The organism is Bradyrhizobium sp. 33ap4 (assembly GCF_032654765.1).
Lineage (GTDB): Bacteria > Pseudomonadota > Alphaproteobacteria > Rhizobiales > Xanthobacteraceae > Bradyrhizobium > Bradyrhizobium australafricanum.
This window is the reverse complement of record NZ_JAUMTJ010000020.1, coordinates 104,513-124,582: the sequence shown is the minus strand read 5'-3', so window position 1 is coordinate 124,582 and position 20,070 is coordinate 104,513. Positions and strand designations below refer to the sequence as shown.

Below are 20,070 nucleotides of genomic sequence, written 5' to 3'. Positions count from 1 at the left end.
AGGAGATTACCATGAACACCATTTCACGTCGTCACATTCTGGCGGCCAGTGCCGGAGGTCTCTTGACGGCATCCTCACTTGGGAATGCGAAAGCAGGGCCTTCACAGTTCAAGCCGGGAGACGGGGGTTTTGGACGACACGCGATCGAATTGCCTCCGGGCGATAAAGTCGCTTACCACGATCCCAAGGACGTAGCGGCTCTCCCCGACTTCCGCTTCTCGCTCGACGGCAGCGTCCCGAAGGTGACTTCGGGCGGCTGGGCGAAAGAGGCCACCGTCCACCAGTTCTCTATCAGCAAGGGGATTGCCGGCGTGCACATGTTTCTCGAGCCGGGTGCGTCGCGCGAGCTGCACTGGCACGCCATTGCAGCCGAATGGGCGTTCGTCATCGACGGCCGCTGCCAAACCGTGGTTCTCGATCCGTCAGGAGCGAGCGAGATAAACAACTATGGCCCAGGCGACCTCTGGTATTTCCCGAAGGGCCACGGTCACTCGATCCAGACCATTGGCGACAAGCCGTGTCATTTCATCCTGTCGTTCGATAACGGTGCCTTTTCCGAGCACGGCACATTCTCGATCACGGACTGGATCGACGTGACGCCCAAGGACCTGCTCGCACTAAATTTCGGCGTGTCGAAGGACGTATTCGACGCCTTCCCGAAGGGCGAGACTTACATTCAGGCGGGGCCGGTGCTGCCCGCCTCGGAAGCTCTCGATGCGCCCTGGCCTAGAGACTCCACACACAAGTTCAGCCTGCTGCACGATAATCGGGCGGTGCGCGACTTCGATGGCGGCACGTTCCGACTCGCCACCGTCGATGAGTGGCCCGTGTCGAAAACCATGTCGGGGGGCGTGATGGTCATCAAGCCAGGCGCCATGAAGAAGCTGCATTGGAATGTGAACGCCAACGAATGGCACTATTATCTGCGAGGCAAAGCGCAAGTGGCGCTTTTCGGTTCCGGCGGCCGCGGCAAGGTCGCCGAGTTCAATCCGGGAGATGTTGCCTACATTCCGCAGGGCTTTGGCCACGCGATCAAGAACATCGGCGATGACGATCTTGAGATCGTGCAGACCTGGGACAACGGCAAGTTCGAAGAGATAGACCTCACCAGATGGGTGCAATCCAGTCCGCGTTATCTGTTGGGTAACAACTTTGCCGGCGTGCCCGAGACAACGATTACCAAGCTCGAGCAAGCATAGTGCAAGCGGTCACGCCGGCGAATGCGGGCGGGGCCGTGCATTGTGCAAATGGAAGAGGAAGTTTCACATGTCCACCATCCACCTTCAGCGGACGACCACAGCGACGCCGGAGCAGTACGTCGCCGCGCTCACCGATTTCGGGCCTGGTCGCTCGAAGCTGTTTGCCAACAGCGACGATGCGTATCTCAAGGTACATCGTCGGGGCGTCTCGCAGGCCGATGTCACGGAAGGCTCGGGTGGGATCTGGGAGCGCCTGCATTACGACTGGTCCGATCCAAATCGCATCGTGCTCACGACGGCCGACTCCAATGTGTGGGATGGCGCGTCGGGCCACATCTACACCTTCAGACGTCAACCCGACGGCACCACCGAGATCGACGTGGTTGTCGTACGTGACGGCAAGAACCTGATGGGGCGGCTGCTCGGTTTCGTGCTCGGGACCATCGGCCGCGGCGTTTTGGAGAAGGCGTTTGAAAATTCCGTCAAGGCCGTCGAAGCCCAGAACGAAAACGTCAAGCATCCAGAGACGGACTTGTCCGACCTCGCCGCTTGAGGAGTCGGGTAGGGGACAAACTGGGCGAGATGGCCGCCATCACCGTCAAGACGAGAGACATCGCTTAGCCCTATCCCAGCTGCGTTGGTTACCTTTGGCCAGCAAGAAATGACAACATGACAGCATGCGATGCAAAGAATTCCGCCGGTTTCTCGGCCATGATCGTTGCGGTGAGGCAAGGCCGACAATCGTTCACTGTTGCATCACGGCTCGCCTGGCACCGATAGACGACTCAGGAGCTCGGTGATGAGAATCATAGATACAAGCGCACTGTTTGGCTTTGCTCGCAAAACAGCTGAATCAGCAGGCAACTTCGCCAGCGTCTTTCACAACCTGATCATGGACGTGCGCGACAGCTACCGGCCCGAACTGCATTACATGCGCGGCCCAGGGCCAAAATGGCGGGCCAGGCATCAACCCAGGCAAGGCGCCGGTTCTGAAGTCATGCCGTTGGCCGGCTACCATCAGCTGTCGCCGGTGTTCGTAAAACGCCGCAGCTCGGCCGACCACATCCGATAACGGTCGAGGCAACGCAATCATGTTCGTGATACCAGCGTACCTGCTTGCCGTGTCCCTCTTGGTCAGCCTGGCGACAATCTCGAGGGCCAAACCCTCAGTGCGCATCCGCATCTCCGATCGAGCCTCAAATCGGGCTCGTTGGGCGGAAACCCGAGGATGGATGCTGCTTGTGGTCGCCCGCCTTTGCATCGCATTGATGGCTGTCTTGAGCAATTCGGTGCATGCCGGCGTCGTCCTCGAAGAACGCAAATTGCCGATGAAGTTCACTTGGGTCGATTGCCAGCCGAATTGCCGAGGTTGGGTCAGCGCGGCCGGGATCGTGACTGCCGACAGTCCTAAAGATTTTGATGAGTTCGCCCGTGGGCGACAGCTCGGCGGCGCGACCATCGTGCTGGATTCCAGCGGCGGTTCGGTCAACGCTGCGATCGCGCTTGGACGGCGCTTCCGCGAGCTTGGGGCACTGACCACCGTCGGCATCAGCGTCCAGACCCACACCGCCCAGAATGCTCCTTCCAATATGGCGCCCGTCGCCTATTGCGAATCGATGTGCGTGTTCCTGCTGCTGTCGGGCAAGACGCGTTACGTACCCGAGACTGCCCATGTCCGGGTGCATCAGATCTGGCTCGGCGACCGCGCCAATAACGCCAAGGCCGCGACCTACAGCGCAGATGATCTGGTGACCGTGGAACGCGATATCGGGCGGCTCGCCAAATACACCTTCGATATGGGCGGCGCGGGCGATCTGTTGTCGCTGTCGCTGAACGTGCCACCGTGGGAAGATCTGCATGAACTGTCTCGAGATGAATTGCGAATGACCAATCTCGTCACCACCGATATGATTGCTCAGCCGGGCAGTCCCGATGCTGCTGTGGTCGAATTGACACGCAAACCGGTGCAGAGCCGCTTCGTAAGCAGCGCGGTTGCGACCTCTCCGGAGCCGGAAAGCCCCGTCAGGTCGGCTGAAGCTATGAGCCGGACGGGCGGCGTGAGAACGGCGACGAGGCCGCTTGGGCAAGAGTAGTATTAGGTAGCCTTATCTGCGAGCTGCTATCGTCCTGGCCGCCTTCGAACTTCGGTGATCCGTGCCCTTCCACCGTTCGGAAATGCTCCTTTCTATTCCGCCGTCCAGTGAAGCAGGGGCTCTCTGACCCAACCTTCCGGCGAGCGACAGTTGAGGCCCACTCTGCAGGAGCGCGTCATGGAAATTCAGCGGGAGCAACCGACGGCTGCGGATCGCAACGCGCCGTGGCCATATTACGATTTTTGGGGCAAGCATGGCCCAGTGAACCTGCTATCGACTTCCACAGATCGAGGCTGGTCGGGCCTGTCGGCCCAATTGTGCAGTGTCAGCAAAGCCGTGGTCCCATGGAGGACCCCACAATCCGAAATAAGAATTTGCATCGACGTCCGCGGTAATAATTCGTTCATCGCGCGGCGGGCTCCAGGCATCGAAAGTCGGATCGTCGTAAGGCGGGGTATCGTGTGGCTCTCTCCTCCCGGTTTGGAGGACGGGTCGGTTGATATCGCCGAAGATATGAGCGGGGTCTTGCATATCTATCTTCCACTCAGCCATTTCTCGCTGGGCAATTGCGATATCAATGTCGATCCGTCCCTGATCGGCTCGCTGAGTTATGAAAGTGCGTTCGAAGATCCGCTTCTGGCCGAGATCGGATGTGCAATTGCATCGGAATTGCAGAGCCAAACCTCCGCCGGCAGTCTGCTGATTGAGGGCCTCGCATCGTGTCTGGCAGCGAGGTTGATACAAAAATACATCATGGCGTCGACCAACCAGCCCTTTATACCTCTCCCGAGAGGCGGGCTCGATCGACGCAGGCTGCAGCGTGTGATGGAATTTATCGAAGCGAACCTGGAAGGCGATCTCAACCTTGATCTCATGGCGTCGGCTGCTTGCCTGAGCCGATACCACTTCGCACGAGCCTTCAAGCAAGCCGTTGGACAATCTCCCCATCGCTACGTTAGCGCCAGGCGCCTTGACCGCGCGAAAGACCTGTTGATGCAAGGCGATCGATCGTTGGTCGATATCGCACTGGCGCTCAGCTTTTCCGACCAAGCCAGTTTCACACGCGCATTCAGGCAAGCAACAGGTCAGGCGCCAGGTCAGTTTCGTCAGGTATTTGGATCAACAGCGCGTCACTGAGACGAGTTCTTGCGTTGCGGCGTCGACCTGATCTGAGCACGTCGAAATGCGTCCGCTGTGCCGACCTCGATCGCGTCACGCGTTCGACGTTGTCATACCCCGTCCAACACAATCAGAACGTTCCTGAGATGACGCGCTCGGTCATCCCTGCCTTTGCATCGGCCGCAGATCGCGCGCAACAAATGACAAAACGAGAGCAAGCCCTGCAAAGCCTTCGGCTAGTCGCTTCACTAATCTTCAATGCGTTGAATGAGACGCCTGCCGCAGTCGCAGGCCACGCAACGAATGGAGACCGACATGGCCACCGCTGCCGCACCAAAGCCTTCGAAACAGCTTCCGCCGCCGAATAGCGACTTCTTTCAATTCGCCGAATTGCTCTCCGACGAGGAGCGGGCGATCGTCAAGAAGGTACGGACCTACATGGAGACGAAGGTCCAGCCCATCATCAACAAATACTGGGTCGAGGACGCGTTCCCGTTCGAGTTGCTGCCGTCGTACAAGGAGCTGAACATCGCCGGTCTCGGCCTCAATGGTTACGGCTGTGCGGGCGGAAGCCCGTTGCTGTTCGGCCTGGTCGCGATGGAGATCGCACGGACCGATGTTTCGTTCTGTACCTTCCACGGCGTCCACACCGGACTCGCGATGATGTCCATCTACCTCGCGGGCACGGAGGAGCAGAAGCAGAAGTGGCTGCCGCCGATGGCGCGCATGGAAAAGGTCGGCTGCTTCGGGTTGACCGAGCCGTTGGTGGGATCGGGCACCGGTGCGGGTCTCATGACCACGGCCAGGCGTGACGGCGACAGCTGGATCCTCAACGGCCAGAAGCGCTGGATCGGCAACGCGCCGTGGTGCGACGTCTCGATCATCTGGGCGCGTGACGTGGAAGACAACCAGGTCAAGGGTTTCATCGTCGAGAACAAGACGACGCCCGGGTTCAGCGTCGAGAAGATGCAGAACAAGATCGCCCTGAAGGTCGTGCAGAACGGCCAGATCACGATGACCGACTGCCGCGTGCCCGATGCGAATCGTCTGCAGGGCGGCCAAGGAACGTTCCGGGACGCCGCGCTGGTGCTGCGTGGCACCCGGAATGGCAGCGGGTGGGAAATCACCGGCGCGCAGATGGGCGCCTACGAAAACGCCCTCAAATACGCCCAGGAGCGCCTGCAGTTCGGCAAGCCGATCGGCTCGTTCCAGCTCGTTCAGGAGCTTCTCGCGAAGATGCTGGGCAACATCGTTGCGTGTCAAGGCATGCTGGTCCGCGCGGGGCAGCTGGAAACCGAAGGCAAGCTGACGGACGCGCAGGCCGCGGTCGTCAAGGCGTACTGCACGTCCAAGGCGCGCGAGACCGTTGCGTGGGCCCGCGAGCTGATGGGCGGCAACGGGATCCTAGTCGACTACAACGTGGCGCGCTTCTTTGCCGACACCGAGGCCATCTACTCCTACGAAGGCACCTACCAGATGCAGACCCTGATCGTCGGCAAGGCGATCACCGGACTCAGCGCCTTCGTCTGATCACCAGCGAGCGGGCGCAGAATCGCAGTCTGCGCCCTGACAGGAGATGACCATGTCCCCCATGACTATCGCTCTCGTGAACGTTCTCTTTGAAAAGAGAAACGGCATTGCCTACGTTACGCTCAATCGCCCCAAGGTGCTCAACGCCCTGGACGCGACGACCTGGGCAGACTTGCGGTCTGCGTTCGAGGACGCCAAGGCCGACAGCTCCCTGCGCGGCGTGATCCTGACTGGCGCCGGTGACAAGGCTTTCGTTGCCGGCGCCGACATCAGCGAACTTGCCCGCGTCGACGCCTACGAGGCGGAAGAGTTCAGCCGCTTCGGCCACGAGGTGCTCAACCTGATTGAAAACCTCGGCAAGCCGGTGATCGCAGCGATCAACGGCTTTGCGCTGGGCGGCGGATGCGAAACGGCGATGGCCTGCACCATCCGCATCGCCGCCGAACACGCCAAATTCGGCCAGCCCGAGGTCAAGCTTGGTCTGCTGCCCGGTGGCGGCGGTACCCAGCGCCTGCCCCGTTTGGTCGGCAAGGGCCGCGCGCTGCAGCTCATTCTCACCGGCGAGACCATCTCGGCGCACGAAGCTTACCGCATAGGCCTGGTCAACGAAGTCGTTCCCGCCGCGAACTTGATTGCACGCGCAGAGGCCGTCCTGAAGCAAATCGCGGCCAACGCGCCGATCGCGGTGAAGTATTCGCTGGATGCGGCCAACAAGGGTCTCGACACCAGCCAAAGCGAAGGTCTTGCGCTGGAAGCCTCGTATTTCGGCATCTGCGCCTCGACGGAAGACAAGCGGGAGGGCACCACCGCCTTCCTCGAGAAACGCGCGCCGGAATTCCAAGGCCGCTGATATTGCACCAGCAAACCCAATCGAACTCAGGAGCCACCAATGGCAAACGACAACATCTTTTCAGGCTTGAAGGTCGTCGACTTCTCGAGCTTCGTCGCCGCACCGGGCGCGGCCGTGATCCTCTCCGACTTCGGCGCCGATGTCATCAAGGTTGAGCCGCCGTACGGGGACACGTGGCGGCGCGGCAACCATACCCCGATCCAGCCGATGTCGGAGGACCCCTATCAGTGGCATCTCGCCAATCGCAACAAGCGCAGCATCGCGCTCAATCTGAAGTCACAGAGCGCGCAGCAGGTTCTCTTCGAACTCGTCAATTGGGCGGACGTGTTCATCGTCAATACGCCGCACCACGCGCGCAAGCAGCTCAAGCTCGAATATGCGGACGTAGCAGGGTGGAATCCGCGCCTGATCTACGCCGATCTCACCGGTTTCGGCGAGAACGGGCCTGATGCCGACCTGCCTGGCTTCGACGTCACAGCGTACTGGGCGCGCAGCGGCCTGCTGTCGTTGACCCGCGATGCCGGCGCACCGCCGACCTGGCCGGTGGGCGGCAGCGGCGACAACGCGACGGCGGTCGGTCTCTACTCGGGGATCGTTACTGCCCTCTACCGGCGCGAACGCACCGGCAAAGGCGCGTATGTTACGACGTCGCTGCTCGCCCAAGGTGTGTGGTCGGCAAGCGTTTCGATCCAGGCGGCGCTTTCCGGCGCCAAGTTTCCCCCACTGCACGACCGCACGCATCCCGCCAACGCGGCGATGAACGTCTATCGTTCCTCTGACGGGATCTGGTTCGTTCTCATCGTCACGCCCGACAAGTTCGTGACCGTCGTCAAGGCGATCGGTCGGGCGGACCTGCTGACCGATCAGCGTTTTTCAAGTCCGGCGCAGATCATGGCGAATATGGCGCCGCTCACGGCCATCTTCGACGAGCTGTTCGGCACACACCCCATGTCGCATTGGCATTCGGTCTTCGCCGGCCTGAACGTCACCTTTGGCGAAGTCCGCGGACCTCAGGAGGTGATCAACGATCCGCAGCTCATGGAGAACGAGATCATCGTCCCGCTCAATGGTGCCGGCGGCAAGCTGACCTCAACCGTATCGAGCCCTATCAAGATCCATGGCGTCGATAAGGTTTCGGCCCGGCGTGCGCCCGATCTCGGTGAGCACACCGAGGAGATTCTCGGCGAGCTCGGCTTCGACGCCAAGAGCATCGAAAGCCTGCGCGAAAGCGATGCCGTTCCGAAAACAAGGGAACGCACGGCCTAGCCGTGCAGAGGCGCTCGAAAGGAAGCCCCCAAGGAAGCCCTCACGGCGTTCCGCGAGAAGTGGCCGCCAATTTCTCCACCAACCTGCCGAAGCCGCGCGCGGCCGAATAGCCAGGCGCAGAAGCGACACCAAAGGACAGTCCATGACCGTACTCCATGCCACGCAAACAAAAACCGCGTCGACCACAACTCGCTCCGGTCGATTGTTCCTCCTCGACTTGAGCGGCGGCCGCGTCCTGTCAATGGATCCGGACGGTTCGCATCCCCAAGTGATCGCCGCCGACTGCCCTCATCCCGACGGCATCGTCGTCGATGTGGTAGCCGGTCACGTCTACTGGACCAATATGGGCGTCCCCGCGCTGAACGACGGCTCCATCGAACGCGCCGATATCGACGGAAGCAATCGCAGGTTCATCGTTTCGCCCGGTGGCACGTTCACGCCAAAGCAGCTCCATCTCGATAAGGCGAACGGCAAGCTCTACTGGTCCGATCGCGAAGGGATGCGGGTCATGCGTTCGAATCTCGATGGTTCGCAGATCGAGACGCTGGTCCAGACGGGGGAGGGCGAAAATGACCGGCGTGATCAGACCAGATGGTGCGTTGGAATCACCGTCGATCCGGCACGGGGACAGATCTACTGGACGCAAAAAGGCGGTGACAACGCGGAAGTCGGGCGCATCCTGCGCGCCGGGATCGATATCCCGAAGGGCGAGACGGCAGTTGATCGGAGCGACGTCGAGGTCTTCTTCAACGGCCTTCCCGAGCCGATCGACCTCGAGCTCGATCTCGAACATCGTGTTCTTTACTGGACCGACCGCGGCAATCCTCCGCGGGGCAACACGGTGAACCGCGCGCCTGTCGACGCGAAGCCCGCGCAAAACGCGCCGCAGATCGTGGTCTCGGACCTGATGGAAGGTATCGGCATCGCGCTCGATGTTCCGGGCAACCGCATGTTCGTGACTGATTTTGCCGGTTCGCTCTATGCGGCGACGCTCGACGGGACCGAGAAGCGGATGCTGCTAGCTGCCCAAGGAAATCTCACCGGCGTCGCATACGTCGAAATGCCCTGAAAGGAAAATGACAATGTCCGACACCAAGCCATTTCAGAAGATCGCGATTATCGGTACTGGCGTGATCGGTGCAAGCTGGGCCGCGCAGTTCCTCGCCAAGGGGATGGATGTCGTCGCGACTGACGTCGCGCCTGATGCAGAGGTGTCGCTGCGACGCTTCGTGAAGGCTGCCTGGCCTGCGCTCGAGCGATTGGGCCTGGCTCCTGGCGCATCGCAGTCTCGTCTGGCCTTCTGTCCTGACCTGCGGACCGCCGTGACCGGTGTGGACCTCGTTCAGGAAAACGGGCCCGAGCGCATCGATTTCAAGAAGAAGCTGTATCGCGAGCTGGATGAATTGCTGCCGGCCGACGTGATTATCGCGTCGAGCTCGTCAGGCCTCACCATGAGCGAGATCCAGTCCGATTGTCGCCTGCATCCTGAGCGCTGCGTCATCGGTCATCCGTTCAATCCGCCGCATCTGATTCCGTTGGTCGAGATCGTCGGGGGCGCAAAAACCTCGGAGGAGACGATCCGGCGCGCGACGGAGTTCTACACCGCGATCGGCAAGCAGACTGTGCGGCTCAACAAAGAGGTTCCTGGCCACGTCGCCAATCGTCTCCAGGCCGCGCTCGCGCGAGAGGTCTACTATCTCGTAGATGAGGGAGTTGTCAGTGTCGCCGATGTCGATACGGCGCTTTCCTGGGGTCCTGGTCTGCGCTGGGGCATCATGGGCAACGTGATGCTCAACCACCTCGGCGGCGGCTCCGGCGGCATCGAGCATATGTTGCAGCAGTTCACCGGACCTCTCACGGCCTGGTGGAAGGTTTTGGGATCGCCCACGCTGACGCCCGAGCTCAAGAAGAAGCTCATCGACGGCGTCCATGCCGAAGTCGGATCGCGCACTATCGAAGAGCTCGAAGCCGAACGGGACGAGATCCTGCTTGGTCTCCTCGAGCTACGCACCAGGCGTGCAGAAGCCCCGCGCGATGTCGCAGCAGAATAGCGAGGCGGCACAAAATCCTTGCGCCGGCGAAACCGTGAAGTCCATCGACAACTCTCTCGCTTGAGGGATCGACCACCATGAACACGTCCACGATTCCATTGTCGCGCTTCCGGCTGACTTCGCGGTCTGGCTGGGCAGAGCGACTGCCATGTTTCATAAGTCTGGCCAAGCCGCGCGTCATGGCGCTCTCGCTGTTCACCGCGTTCGTCGGATTGATGGTTGCACCGATGCGCCCGGAACTATTTCCTGGCGTCATCGCAATCCTGGCTATCGCAGCCGGGGCCGGGGCCGCCGGCGCACTGAATATGTGGTACGACGCCGACATCGACGCGGTCATGGCGCGCACCGCGATGCGGCCTATTCCCCGCGGTCAAGTCTCGAAAACCGAGGCGCTTATCTTCGGACTCGTGCTCGGCGTTATCGCGGTGGCAGCTCTCGCGGCGGTAACAAACCTGGGGGCGGCCGCGCTGCTGGCTGGCACCATCCTCTTCTATGTCGTCGTGTACACGGCGTGGCTGAAGCGGGCGACACAACAGAACATCGTCATCGGTGGTGCCGCCGGAGCGCTTCCACCCTTGATCGGATGGGCCGCTGCGACCGGCCAAGTCGGGCTCGAACCGCTCGCGCTTTCCCTCATCATCTTTCTCTGGACGCCGCCGCATTTCTGGGCGCTCGCGATCAATCGCACCGATGACTATGCGCGTGCGGGTGTTCCCATGCTGCCGGTTGTCGCAGGACGGACGGCAACAACGCGTCAGGTCCTGGTCTACAGCGGCCTCCTCGTTCTCGCGTCGGCGCTGCCCGTGGGACTCGGCTTTGCAGGTATGATCTTTGGCGGGATCGTCGCCATCTGCGGCGCGGTTTTTCTCTTGCTCGCACTTCAGCTGAACAGGAGCGCTGCGGCCGACCGCCGCGCGGCTCACAGGCTGTTCGCCTTCTCCATCGCCTATCTGTTCCTGCTGTTTGCAGCGCTTCTGGTCGACCACAACAGTGGTGCATTCACGCCGAAGCGGTTGTCGCATGATGACCGGGGAAGCGCGTTCTCGTTTGCCGCGCGACAACCGAACACCGCGCGCAGTGAACGCACCTTCAAGGTCAGCGAGGTCTGATATGCGATACGGTTCGCTTACCCTGGTGCTGCTGACGGCCGCGACACTCGCCGGTTGCGACGGCGTGCTCGATCCGAAGGGACCCGTTGCCCTCGCCGAGCGGCAAATTCTGTTCAACGCGACCGGCATCATGCTGGCGATCGTGATTCCGGTCGCTATTGCGACGCTCGCCGTTGCCTTCTGGTTCCGTGCATCCAACGAGCGGGCGCGCTATCGGCCGGATTTCATCGATTCCGGCCGCATCGAGATACTGGTCTGGTCGATCCCGCTGATGACCGTGCTGCTTGTCGGCACCGTGGCCTGGATCGGTGCATACGATCTCGATCCGCCCAAGCCAATTACCGCCTCCACCAAGCCGCTGAAGATTCAAGTCGTTTCGCTCGACTGGAAGTGGCTGTTCATCTATCCGGAGCAGGGCATCGCGAGCGTCAATCATCTGACGATCCCGGTCGGCACGCCGGTCAGCTTCGAACTAACGTCCTCGGGAGTGATGAACAGCTTTTTCGTGCCGCAACTCGCTGGCCAGATTTACACCATGGCCGGAATGGTGACGCGCCTGAATCTGCTGGCTGACCATCCCGGCACATATCGCGGGATGTCGGCGAATTACAGCGGCGCGGGCTTCTCCGACATGGTCTTCAAGGTCGACGCGGTGGCGCCCGAAAGCTTTGCGCAATGGGCCGCTGCGGCGCGCAGCGCCGGACCCGTGCTCGACGCGCAAGCTTACGGCGGTCTGGTTCGTCCGAGCAGGGCGGTTGCGCCCTTTACGTATCGGTCGGTCGTGGACGGCCTGTTTGCCAACGTCATGAATGTCGCGATGCAGCCGGCCCCCGGTCTCTGTGTCGCTTATCCCAAATCCATGAGGGCAGAACGATGAACCTGTTGGGCAAACTCGACTGGAGCGCCATTCCTTTTCATGAACCGATCATCATGGGCACGGTCGTGAGCGTCGGCGCCGTCGTCCTGGCGGCTCTGGCGTGGATCACCGTCAGGGGATACTGGCCGTATCTCTGGCGGGAATGGATCACATCGGTCGATCACAAGCGGATCGGCGTGATGTATATCGTGCTAGCGCTGCTCATGCTCGTGCGCGGCTTCGCGGACGGAATCATGATGCGCACGCAGCAGGCGGTCGCCGCCGGCGGCGCGCAGGGATATCTGCCGCCCGAGCATTTCGACCAGATCTTCTCGGCGCACGGCACCATCATGATCTTCTTCGTGGCGATGCCGTTCGTGATCGGGCTGATGAATTTCGCAGTGCCCTTGCAGCTCGGTGTCCGCGACGTGGCGTTTCCCACGATGAATTCCGCGAGCCTTTGGTTGACGGCGACGGGAATCCTGCTGATCAACGTCTCGCTCTTTGTCGGTGAGTTCGCAAAGACCGGCTGGGTCGCCTATCCGCCGCTCAGCGAGCTGCAGTTCTCGCCGGGCGTCGGCGTCGACTACTATCTCTGGTCCCTGCAAATCGCGGGCATTGGGACCTTGTTGAGCGGCGTCAACTTCGTCACCACGATCCTGAAGATGCGGGCCCCGGGCATGAGCTATATGCGTATGCCGGTGTTCTGCTGGACTGCGCTCGCCTCGAATCTGCTGATTGTGGCCGCTTTCCCCGTGCTCACCGCGCTGTTCGCAATGTTGTTGCTCGATCGCTACCTCGACTTTCACTTCTTTACGCTGGATGCCGGCGGCAACGCGATGATGTACGTGAACCTGTTCTGGGTCTGGGGCCACCCCGAAGTCTATATCCTAGTCCTGCCGGCATTTGGCATCTACTCTGAGGTGAGCGCGACATTTTCCGAAAAGACGCTGTTCGGATATCGGTCGATGGTCGGTGCGACCCTGGCGATCTGCGTGCTCTCCTACACCGTGTGGCTGCACCACTTCTTCACCATGGGCGCGAGCGCCGGCGTGAACGCCTTCTTCGGCATCACCAGCATGATTATCGGGGTGCCGACCGGCGTCAAAGTCTTCAATTGGCTGTTCACGATGTACGGCGGTCGCGTCCGGTTCACCGTGCCGGTGCTCTGGACGATCGGCTTCATGGTGACGTTCGTCTTCGGAGGCTTGACCGGAGTCCTGCTGGCGTTGCCGGCGGTCGACTGGCAGGTGCACAACTCTGTCTTCCTGGTCGCCCATTTCCATCACGTCATCGTGCCGGGTGTCCTGTTCGGCGCCATCGCCGGCTACAATTACTGGTTTCCCAAGGCATTCGGCTTCAGGCTCGATGAGCGCTGGGGCGTCGCCGCGTTCTGGTGCTGGTTTATCGGCTTTCACCTCGCTTTCATGCCGCTCTACGTGACCGGCCTGATGGGCATGACCCGCCGCCTGCAGCATTATGATGTGCTCGCCTGGCAGCCGTGGCTGCTGGTTGCCGAAGCCGGCGCGGTCATCGTGATGCTCGGCATCATCTGTCAGGTGGTCCAGCTCGTGGTGTCCATTCGCCACCGTGAACAACTGCGCGATACGACGGGCGATCCTTGGAACGGCCGTACCCTGGAATGGGCCACCACATCGCCGCCACCGGCCTGGAATTTCGCGGCGTTGCCTCGCGTCGATGGCATCGATGCGTTCTGGGCAAAGAAGCAGCGCGTGCTCGCGAAGCAGGAACTGCCAGGCAGGCAGCGCAGGTATGAGCCAGTCGAAATGCCGAAGAGCAGTCCGGCTGGTTTCGCGACCGCGTTCTTCGCAGTGATCATCGGCTTCGCCCTGATCTGGCACATCTGGTGGATGGCAGGCGTCGGGCTTCTCGGCGCGACCATAACGTGGCTCGCCTTCATGTTCCGCACGGAGGACGAAGTCGAGATCCCAGCGGAGCAGCTTGGCCGGTTCGATCGGACGCATTCGGCGGAGGTAACGCTATGAACGTCCTGGTTGAGGTAGAATCTGTCCGCCAAGCTGAGCTGCTCGATGTCAGCGAGGCGGGTCCCGCGCCCAAGCGAATCATCGCTGGCTTTGGGTTCTGGATCTTCCTGCTTAGCGACATCGTGATGTTCTCGGCGCTGTTTGCGAGCTATGCCGTACTCGCAAAAGCGAGTGCGGGCGGTCCGACCGGCGCCGAGCTGTTCGATCTCCGCAACGCCGGGATGGAGACTGCGTTTCTCCTGCTCTCCAGTTACAGCTGCGGACTGATGTCGCTGGCCGTCAATTCGCGCCACCAACTCGGCACCGTCTTCGGCGCTGTAGTGACATTCCTGCTGGGTGCGGCATTTCTCAATCTCGAGCTACGCGAATTCCAGGAGATGATTGCGGTGGGGGCGTCCCCTCAACGCAGCGCCTTTCTTTCCGCTTTTTTCACCCTGGTCGGCTGTCACGGGCTGCATGTGGCGGTCGGGCTGGTCTGGCTCGTTCTCATGATGTTTCAGCTGTCGCTGCGGGGTTTCCAGCAGGTCGTGGTGCGTCGCTTGCACTGCTTCTCCCTGTTCTGGCATGCGCTCGACATCATCTGGGTCCTGATATTCACGATAGTCTACTTGATGGGAGTCCTGCCATGACCGACACGCGTTGGGATGTTGCACCGGGAGACCGGCCGGCGATTCCGGCCTCGGAGCGAAGCGTATCTTCCGGCTTGCTCGTATACACGATCGGCTTGCTGCTGGCGGCTATCCTGACGGCCACGTCGTTCTGGGTGGCAAATACCTCGGCGATCTGGGCGCCCGGCGTGCCGGCCGGACTGGCGGTCCTCGCCATTGCCCAGATGGGCGTGCACCTTGTCTTCTTTCTTCACATCACGACGGGGCTGGACAGCACCCACAATGTGCTGGCGCTCGCATTTGGCGTGCTCATCGTCTTCCTGGTTCTCGCAGGCTCTCTGGTGATCATGGCCAACTTGAACGAGAACATGATGGCGCATGGCGAGATGATGAATCTGCAAACGCAGCGCTGAATCACATGGACGCCTCCATCATCTCTGCACTCGCGGCCCTCTCCGGTGCAACGATTGGCGGCCTGACGAGCGGGGTGGCCAATTGGCTGAACCACCGTAGCCAGGTCCGCGCGCAATGGCTGCTTCACGAGAAGAATCGGCGACAGATCCTCTATCGGGATTTCATCGAGGAAGCGGCGAGATGTCACATCGATGCGCTTCAGCATCATGAGGTCAGCGACGGCGCCCCCGGACTGGTTGCCCTGTACGCAAAGCTCAACAGGATGCGCGTGCTGTCTTCCAAGCCGGTCGTGCGGAGCGCTGAGCACATCGCCAAGACGATCATGGATACCTATCTGGAGCCGGACAAGAGTTTCGACGAACTGCGTGACATGGCAAAATGCGGATCCATCGATCTGCTGCGCGAATTCAGCGAGGCCTGCCGCGACGAATTCGACGAGATGCGCGAGCGCCAGCTCTGACCGCGGTACCGCGCATCGCGGACCCATCTTCGTGCAGTCGTAGGGCCGTTGAGGACTGCCGTCGCGCCGTCCAGGCCGCTCTCACTTCAAGCGTCGCGGACGCATCGGCCGGATACACCGGCCGCCGCCGACAGCAACCCATGACAAAATAGCGGCAACCAGAGCAAAGCCACGTCCGGGAAAATGCCGCATAACACAGGCCAAGGCGAGTTGATCTCGCATCGCAGGTTCGACGGAAGGCACCATGACGTTGCAGATTTCACGACGAGGCAAGGAATATCTGAAAACGGCGCAGACCTTGCTCCATTCCGCCAATGCCGTGAACGATCGAGAGGTTGCGGATCAGCTCAAGGCGCTTGCCGACATGTACGAGCGGCGAGCGCAGCAAGCTTCGCATGCCGATGCGGCGAAGGCCTTGGCTCGTCCGTCCACCGCCGCCGCGACACCGTTCGAAGGAGATCGGACATGACCCAGGTATTTTTCCACCGCTCCACGGCGAAAAAGGTTTTCCTCGATCAACACGGCACCGTGGTGAAGGATCTCGCCGAGGCGCACGATCATGCGACCCGCCTCGTGCAATCCTTCACCAACGAGCACAGCCTCGAGGATTGGCGTGACTGGGTCCTGCATGTCAGTGACGACCAGGGCGATGAGCTCTTCGTGGTCCCTTTCGCCTTCGTACTTGGAAAACCACATTGAGGTCAGCATGCGCGCAATAGGATCGCGGAAAGTGCCGCTTGGTGAAATGGTGAACGAACTCGCGTGCAGACTGAGCAAGCTTATGGCGAGGGCTCATGATCGGTATCGGCCCGTCATTACATGCGTGGCCCGGGGCCAAAATGGTTCGCCAAACATGGGACATCTGCATCTGTCACGATGAGCTGAAGGCAGCTTGGGCTCCCGGCGCGTGTCTCCCCCTGTCCCTCGCCGGGCTTCCCCGCGGCCGGTCCTTTTCCCTCCCGAGGACCGGCCGCCCCTTTCGGGGCCTGACGCGCCACGGCGGACCGGATGGGCTCGGCGGCTCTTTGAGTAGGCGAAGTCCCAATCGTTGAGCAAAACCAGGCGAAGATCCGCGATGACCAATGATCATTTCTTTTCTGCGGCGCTAACTCGGCTGCACGCCGAACGACGCTACCGCGTGTTTGCCGATCTCGAGCGCATTGCCGGACGTTTTCCGCGCGCAGTGTGGCATTCTCCAGATGGCCCACGGCCGGTCGTGATCTGGTGCTCGAACGACTATCTCGGCATGGGTCAACATCCGAAGGTGATCGGCGCAATGATCGAAACCGCGACCCGCATGGGCGCTGGCGCGGGCGGAACCCGTAACATTTCGGGCACCAATCATCCACTGGTCGAATTGGAGCGCGAGATAGCCAATCTGCACGGCAAGGAGGCCGCGCTGGTCTTCACCTCGGGGTATGTGTCCAACCAGGCCGGCATCGCGACGATCGCCAAACTGCTGCCGAACTGCCTGATCCTCTCTGACGCCTGGAACCACAATTCGATGATCGAAGGCGTGCGGGGGGCTGGCGCGGAAAAGAAGATCTGGCGTCATAATGACGTCGATCATCTCGAAGAATTGCTGGGGGCGGAGGCACCCGAGCGGCCGAAGCTGATCGTATTCGAAGCTCTCTACTCGATGGATGGCGACATCGCGCCGGTGAAGCGCATCTGCCAGCTCGCGGAGCGCTACAACGCCATGACCTACATTGACGAGGTTCATTCGGCCGGCATGTACGGCCGCGGTGGCGCCGGCATCGCCGAGCAAGAAGGTGCGTTGCATCGCATCGACGTCGTCGAGGGCACCCTGGCCAAGGCATTCGGCTGCCTGGGAGGCTACATCGCTGCGAACGCCGATATCATCGATGCGGTGCGCTCTTACGCGCCGGGTTTCATCTTCACCACCGCGCTGCCGCCGCCGGTTTGCGCCGCTGCTACCGCATCGATCCGGCATCTCAAGTCTTCGCAATGGGAGCGCGACCGCCACCAGGAGCGCGCGGCGCGGGTAAAGTCCGTGCTCAAAGCAGTGGGCCTGCCGGTAATGCCCAGTGAGACGCACATTGTCCCGGTGATGGTGGGTGATCCGGAGAAGTGCAAAGAGGCGAGCGATCTCCTGCTCGCAGAGCACGGCATTTATGTCCAGCCGATCAACTATCCCACCGTCCCGCGTGGCTCCGAGCGCCTCCGCATCACGCCGACTCCCTATCACGATGACAAGCTGATTGACGCGCTTGGTGAGGCGTTGACCGATACATGGGGCCGGGTCGGATTGCCGCGGCGCCACCATGCGCTCGCGGCAGAGTGATAAGCTGTGCATGCCGCATCGGCCACGGCCGCCGGATCGGCAAACCGCATTGAGGCAAGATTTTCGACGAAGCAAACGACGAAAACAATGGAGCACACAATGAGAAACCTTTTCACATCAGCGATAGCCGCCGGTTGCCTGGTCGTCTTCGTATCGGCCGCACAAGCTCGCTCGGCATATGACGGGTCTTGGGACCTTCTCTTCGTGACGCAGCGAGGCGCGTGCGACCCGACCTATAATTTCTCCGTCAACATCACCGACGGCATCGTCACGCATCCCAACCTCGTGAAGTTCAGGGGCAAAGTGGTGCGTTCGGGCGTCGTCCACGCGTCTGTGACCGTTCAGGATAAATATGCGACCGGCTCGGGCCGGCTCTCGAGCAATTCCGGTCGCGGGACATGGAGCGGCTATTCGGGAGGCGCGCGTTGCTCAGGATACTGGACGGCTCAGCGGAACTGACGAATAAGCGCGGTGGGGCCGCCCGGGCTGATCGGAAAACGGAGTGTTCACGTGAAGACAGCAATCACGGAACTGTTCGGCATCCAGCATCCTATCATCCAGGGCGGCATGCATTTCGTCGGTTTTGCTGAACTTGCGTCCGCGGTGTCGAATGCCGGCGGTCTTGGTATGATCGCGGGGCTGACCCAGAAAACGCCGGAGCTTCTGGCGAAGGAAATCGCGCGCTGTCGCGGCATGACGGACAAGCCGTTCGGCGTTAACCTCACCTTCCTGCCGAGCTTCACTGCGCCGCCTTATCCGGAATACATCGCCGCGATCAGGGAAGGCGGCGTCAAGGCCGTGGAGACAGCGGGCCGCAGCCCCGAGCAATACATGCCGGCACTGAAGGCGGCTGGCATCAAGGTGATCCACAAATGCACCTCCGTTCGGCATTCGCTCAAGGCCGAGCAGATCGGCTGTGACGCCGTCAGCGTCGACGGTTTCGAGTGTGGCGGTCATCCCGGCGAGGATGACATCCCGAACATGATTCTACTGCCGCGCGCAGCGGACGAACTGAAGATCCCCTTCGTGGCCTCCGGCGGCATGTCGGACGCGCGCAGCCTGGTCGCCGCGCTGTCGATGGGCGCGGCCGGCATGAACATGGGTACGCGCTTCATCGCCACCAAGGAAGCGCCGGTCCATGACAACGTGAAGCACGCGTTGGTCAGGGCGACCGAGTTCGATACGGTGCTGGTGATGCGCGCGCTTCGCAACACCGAACGTGTGCTGCGGAACAAAGGCGTCGACGAGCTTCTCCAGATCGAGCGTGCGAAGGGCGCGTCGCTGAAGATCGAGGACATCCATGCACAGGTCGCAGGCATCTACCCCAAGGTGATGATCAACGGTCAGATGGATGCCGGCGCATGGAGCTGCGGCATGGTAGTCGGCCTGATCCACGACATCCCGACAGTCAAGGAACTGATCGACCGCATCATGCGCGAGGCCGAGCAGATTATCCGCGGTCGGCTGACCGGCCTTGTTGACGGTACCGTTGACACCAAACCAACCCGCAAGGTTGTCCGAGGAGAGAGCGCTTACAAACCAGATGTTCGCGACTTGGGTGGACGGTAGATCAGGATAGGAAGACTCAGCTTGGCGCCCAAACCTGACATCAAGGGCCTGCCCGACTGACCGATGACGGTATCTGCTGCAAGTCGGGGAAAGCCGAAGAGGAGGCCGTTCAGCGTTTGAGTCGGTCTAATGCCTCGATTGATTCCGATACTTGCTGAAGGTACCAACCCTCAGAGCCTCCCAAATTATCCTGTGAATTCATGATCGAAAAAGTTGGGCGGGTATACCGTCGGGATTAGACCGTCAGCTCTAAGGATTTGTGCTTGGAAATCAACGCGGAAACATCTTCCTAACGATTGAGTGGGAGTAGGGCGGCCGGCTGCTATCGCGCAGTTTGGCGTAGTTTTGGTGAAGCTGTTCTCACTCCTCTCATATACGAGCGCTGGTCCGAGTTGTGGCCTCTACTTAACCCCGCTCGGTGTCTGAATTCCACCGCGTTTCCACGAACAGAGTATTGTGGCGCACTATAGCGTGCAGAGTGGCCGGAGCCTGCGAGGCGAAGCCTCAGTTTGAGGGATCGGCAGCAGTTGGAGCGAAGCGGACATCCGGGCCGACGGCAGCAACGGGCCAGAAGCATGTCGGTCATCAGTCTGGTGTCAATCACGGACCGGCGCTTCTACTTCGGCTCGAGGTGC

21 protein-coding genes are annotated in these 20,070 nt (G+C 61.0%); all 21 read left to right on the top strand.

The annotated features are described in order from the left end of the window. Positions 1 to 11: 11 nt before the first annotated feature. Positions 12 to 1,199 (top strand): cupin domain-containing protein, encoded by a 1,188-nt coding sequence (locus Q2M23_RS17580; protein ID WP_316396257.1) that lies wholly within the window; start codon positions 12 to 14, stop codon positions 1,197 to 1,199. Positions 1,200 to 1,266: 67 nt separating this feature from the next. After that, on the top strand, positions 1,267 to 1,752 hold the full coding sequence (locus Q2M23_RS17575) for a hypothetical protein (protein ID WP_316396256.1): 486 nt from the start codon (positions 1,267 to 1,269) through the stop codon (positions 1,750 to 1,752). A gap of 246 nt (positions 1,753 to 1,998) precedes the next feature. Continuing rightward, positions 1,999 to 2,271: a hypothetical protein gene (locus Q2M23_RS17570; protein WP_316396255.1), complete on the top strand. Its 273-nt coding sequence runs from the start codon at positions 1,999 to 2,001 to the stop codon at positions 2,269 to 2,271. A gap of 160 nt (positions 2,272 to 2,431) precedes the next feature. Then, positions 2,432 to 3,292 (top strand): hypothetical protein, encoded by an 861-nt coding sequence (locus tag Q2M23_RS17565; RefSeq protein WP_316396254.1) that lies wholly within the window; start codon positions 2,432 to 2,434, stop codon positions 3,290 to 3,292. Between the two features lie 177 nt (positions 3,293 to 3,469). Further along, positions 3,470 to 4,429, top strand: coding sequence for an AraC family transcriptional regulator (locus Q2M23_RS17560; RefSeq protein ID WP_316396253.1), 960 nt, complete (start codon positions 3,470 to 3,472; stop codon positions 4,427 to 4,429). 297 nt (positions 4,430 to 4,726) lie between these two features. Then, positions 4,727 to 5,941: an acyl-CoA dehydrogenase family protein gene (locus tag Q2M23_RS17555; protein WP_316396252.1), complete on the top strand. Its 1,215-nt coding sequence runs from the start codon at positions 4,727 to 4,729 to the stop codon at positions 5,939 to 5,941. A gap of 52 nt (positions 5,942 to 5,993) precedes the next feature. Beyond that, positions 5,994 to 6,791 (top strand): enoyl-CoA hydratase-related protein, encoded by a 798-nt coding sequence (locus Q2M23_RS17550; RefSeq protein WP_316396251.1) that lies wholly within the window; start codon positions 5,994 to 5,996, stop codon positions 6,789 to 6,791. Between the two features lie 66 nt (positions 6,792 to 6,857). Next, on the top strand, positions 6,858 to 8,057 hold the full coding sequence (locus tag Q2M23_RS17545) for a CoA transferase (RefSeq protein ID WP_316396250.1): 1,200 nt from the start codon (positions 6,858 to 6,860) through the stop codon (positions 8,055 to 8,057). A 142-nt stretch (positions 8,058 to 8,199) separates the two neighbouring features. After that, on the top strand, positions 8,200 to 9,126 hold the full coding sequence (locus Q2M23_RS17540) for a 3-hydroxyacyl-CoA dehydrogenase (protein ID WP_316396249.1): 927 nt from the start codon (positions 8,200 to 8,202) through the stop codon (positions 9,124 to 9,126). A gap of 13 nt (positions 9,127 to 9,139) precedes the next feature. Beyond that, positions 9,140 to 10,108 (top strand): 3-hydroxyacyl-CoA dehydrogenase NAD-binding domain-containing protein, encoded by a 969-nt coding sequence (locus tag Q2M23_RS17535; protein ID WP_316396248.1) that lies wholly within the window; start codon positions 9,140 to 9,142, stop codon positions 10,106 to 10,108. Between the two features lie 77 nt (positions 10,109 to 10,185). After that, positions 10,186 to 11,217, top strand: coding sequence for a heme o synthase (locus Q2M23_RS17530; protein WP_316396247.1), 1,032 nt, complete (start codon positions 10,186 to 10,188; stop codon positions 11,215 to 11,217). A 1-nt stretch (position 11,218) separates the two neighbouring features. Then, on the top strand, positions 11,219 to 12,094 hold the full coding sequence (gene cyoA / locus Q2M23_RS17525; RefSeq protein ID WP_316396246.1) for a ubiquinol oxidase subunit II: 876 nt from the start codon (positions 11,219 to 11,221) through the stop codon (positions 12,092 to 12,094). Positions 12,095 to 12,096: 2 nt separating this feature from the next. Then, positions 12,097 to 14,079 carry a cytochrome o ubiquinol oxidase subunit I gene (gene cyoB, locus Q2M23_RS17520; protein ID WP_316396279.1) on the top strand — a complete coding sequence of 661 codons (1,983 nt, stop codon included), beginning with the start codon at positions 12,097 to 12,099 and terminating at the stop codon, positions 14,077 to 14,079. Continuing rightward, positions 14,076 to 14,708, top strand: coding sequence for a cytochrome (ubi)quinol oxidase subunit III (locus Q2M23_RS17515; protein WP_316396245.1), 633 nt, complete (start codon positions 14,076 to 14,078; stop codon positions 14,706 to 14,708). The genes cyoB and Q2M23_RS17515 overlap by 4 nt, the downstream gene beginning before the upstream one ends. Further along, positions 14,705 to 15,100: a cytochrome o ubiquinol oxidase subunit IV gene (cyoD, locus tag Q2M23_RS17510; protein ID WP_316396244.1), complete on the top strand. Its 396-nt coding sequence runs from the start codon at positions 14,705 to 14,707 to the stop codon at positions 15,098 to 15,100. The genes Q2M23_RS17515 and cyoD overlap by 4 nt, the downstream gene beginning before the upstream one ends. Positions 15,101 to 15,105: 5 nt before the next feature. Next, complete coding sequence (locus Q2M23_RS17505) at positions 15,106 to 15,561, top strand: hypothetical protein (RefSeq protein ID WP_316396243.1); 456 nt, start codon at positions 15,106 to 15,108, stop codon at positions 15,559 to 15,561. 244 nt (positions 15,562 to 15,805) lie between these two features. Continuing rightward, positions 15,806 to 16,030, top strand: a complete 225-nt coding sequence (locus Q2M23_RS17500; RefSeq protein ID WP_316396241.1) for a hypothetical protein — start codon at positions 15,806 to 15,808, stop codon at positions 16,028 to 16,030. Then, entirely contained in the window at positions 16,027 to 16,260 is a 234-nt protein-coding gene (locus tag Q2M23_RS17495; RefSeq protein WP_316396239.1) for a DUF6894 family protein, read from the top strand. The genes Q2M23_RS17500 and Q2M23_RS17495 overlap by 4 nt, the downstream gene beginning before the upstream one ends. 376 nt (positions 16,261 to 16,636) lie before the next feature. Beyond that, the gene (gene hemA / locus Q2M23_RS17490; RefSeq protein ID WP_316396237.1) at positions 16,637 to 17,866 is read left to right on the top strand and encodes a 5-aminolevulinate synthase; all 1,230 of its coding nucleotides are present in this window, start codon (positions 16,637 to 16,639) and stop codon (positions 17,864 to 17,866) included. Between the two features lie 204 nt (positions 17,867 to 18,070). Beyond that, positions 18,071 to 18,325 (top strand): hypothetical protein, encoded by a 255-nt coding sequence (locus tag Q2M23_RS17485; protein WP_316396235.1) that lies wholly within the window; start codon positions 18,071 to 18,073, stop codon positions 18,323 to 18,325. A gap of 51 nt (positions 18,326 to 18,376) precedes the next feature. After that, positions 18,377 to 19,435: a nitronate monooxygenase family protein gene (locus Q2M23_RS17480; RefSeq protein ID WP_316396233.1), complete on the top strand. Its 1,059-nt coding sequence runs from the start codon at positions 18,377 to 18,379 to the stop codon at positions 19,433 to 19,435. Positions 19,436 to 20,070: the final 635 nt, after the last annotated feature.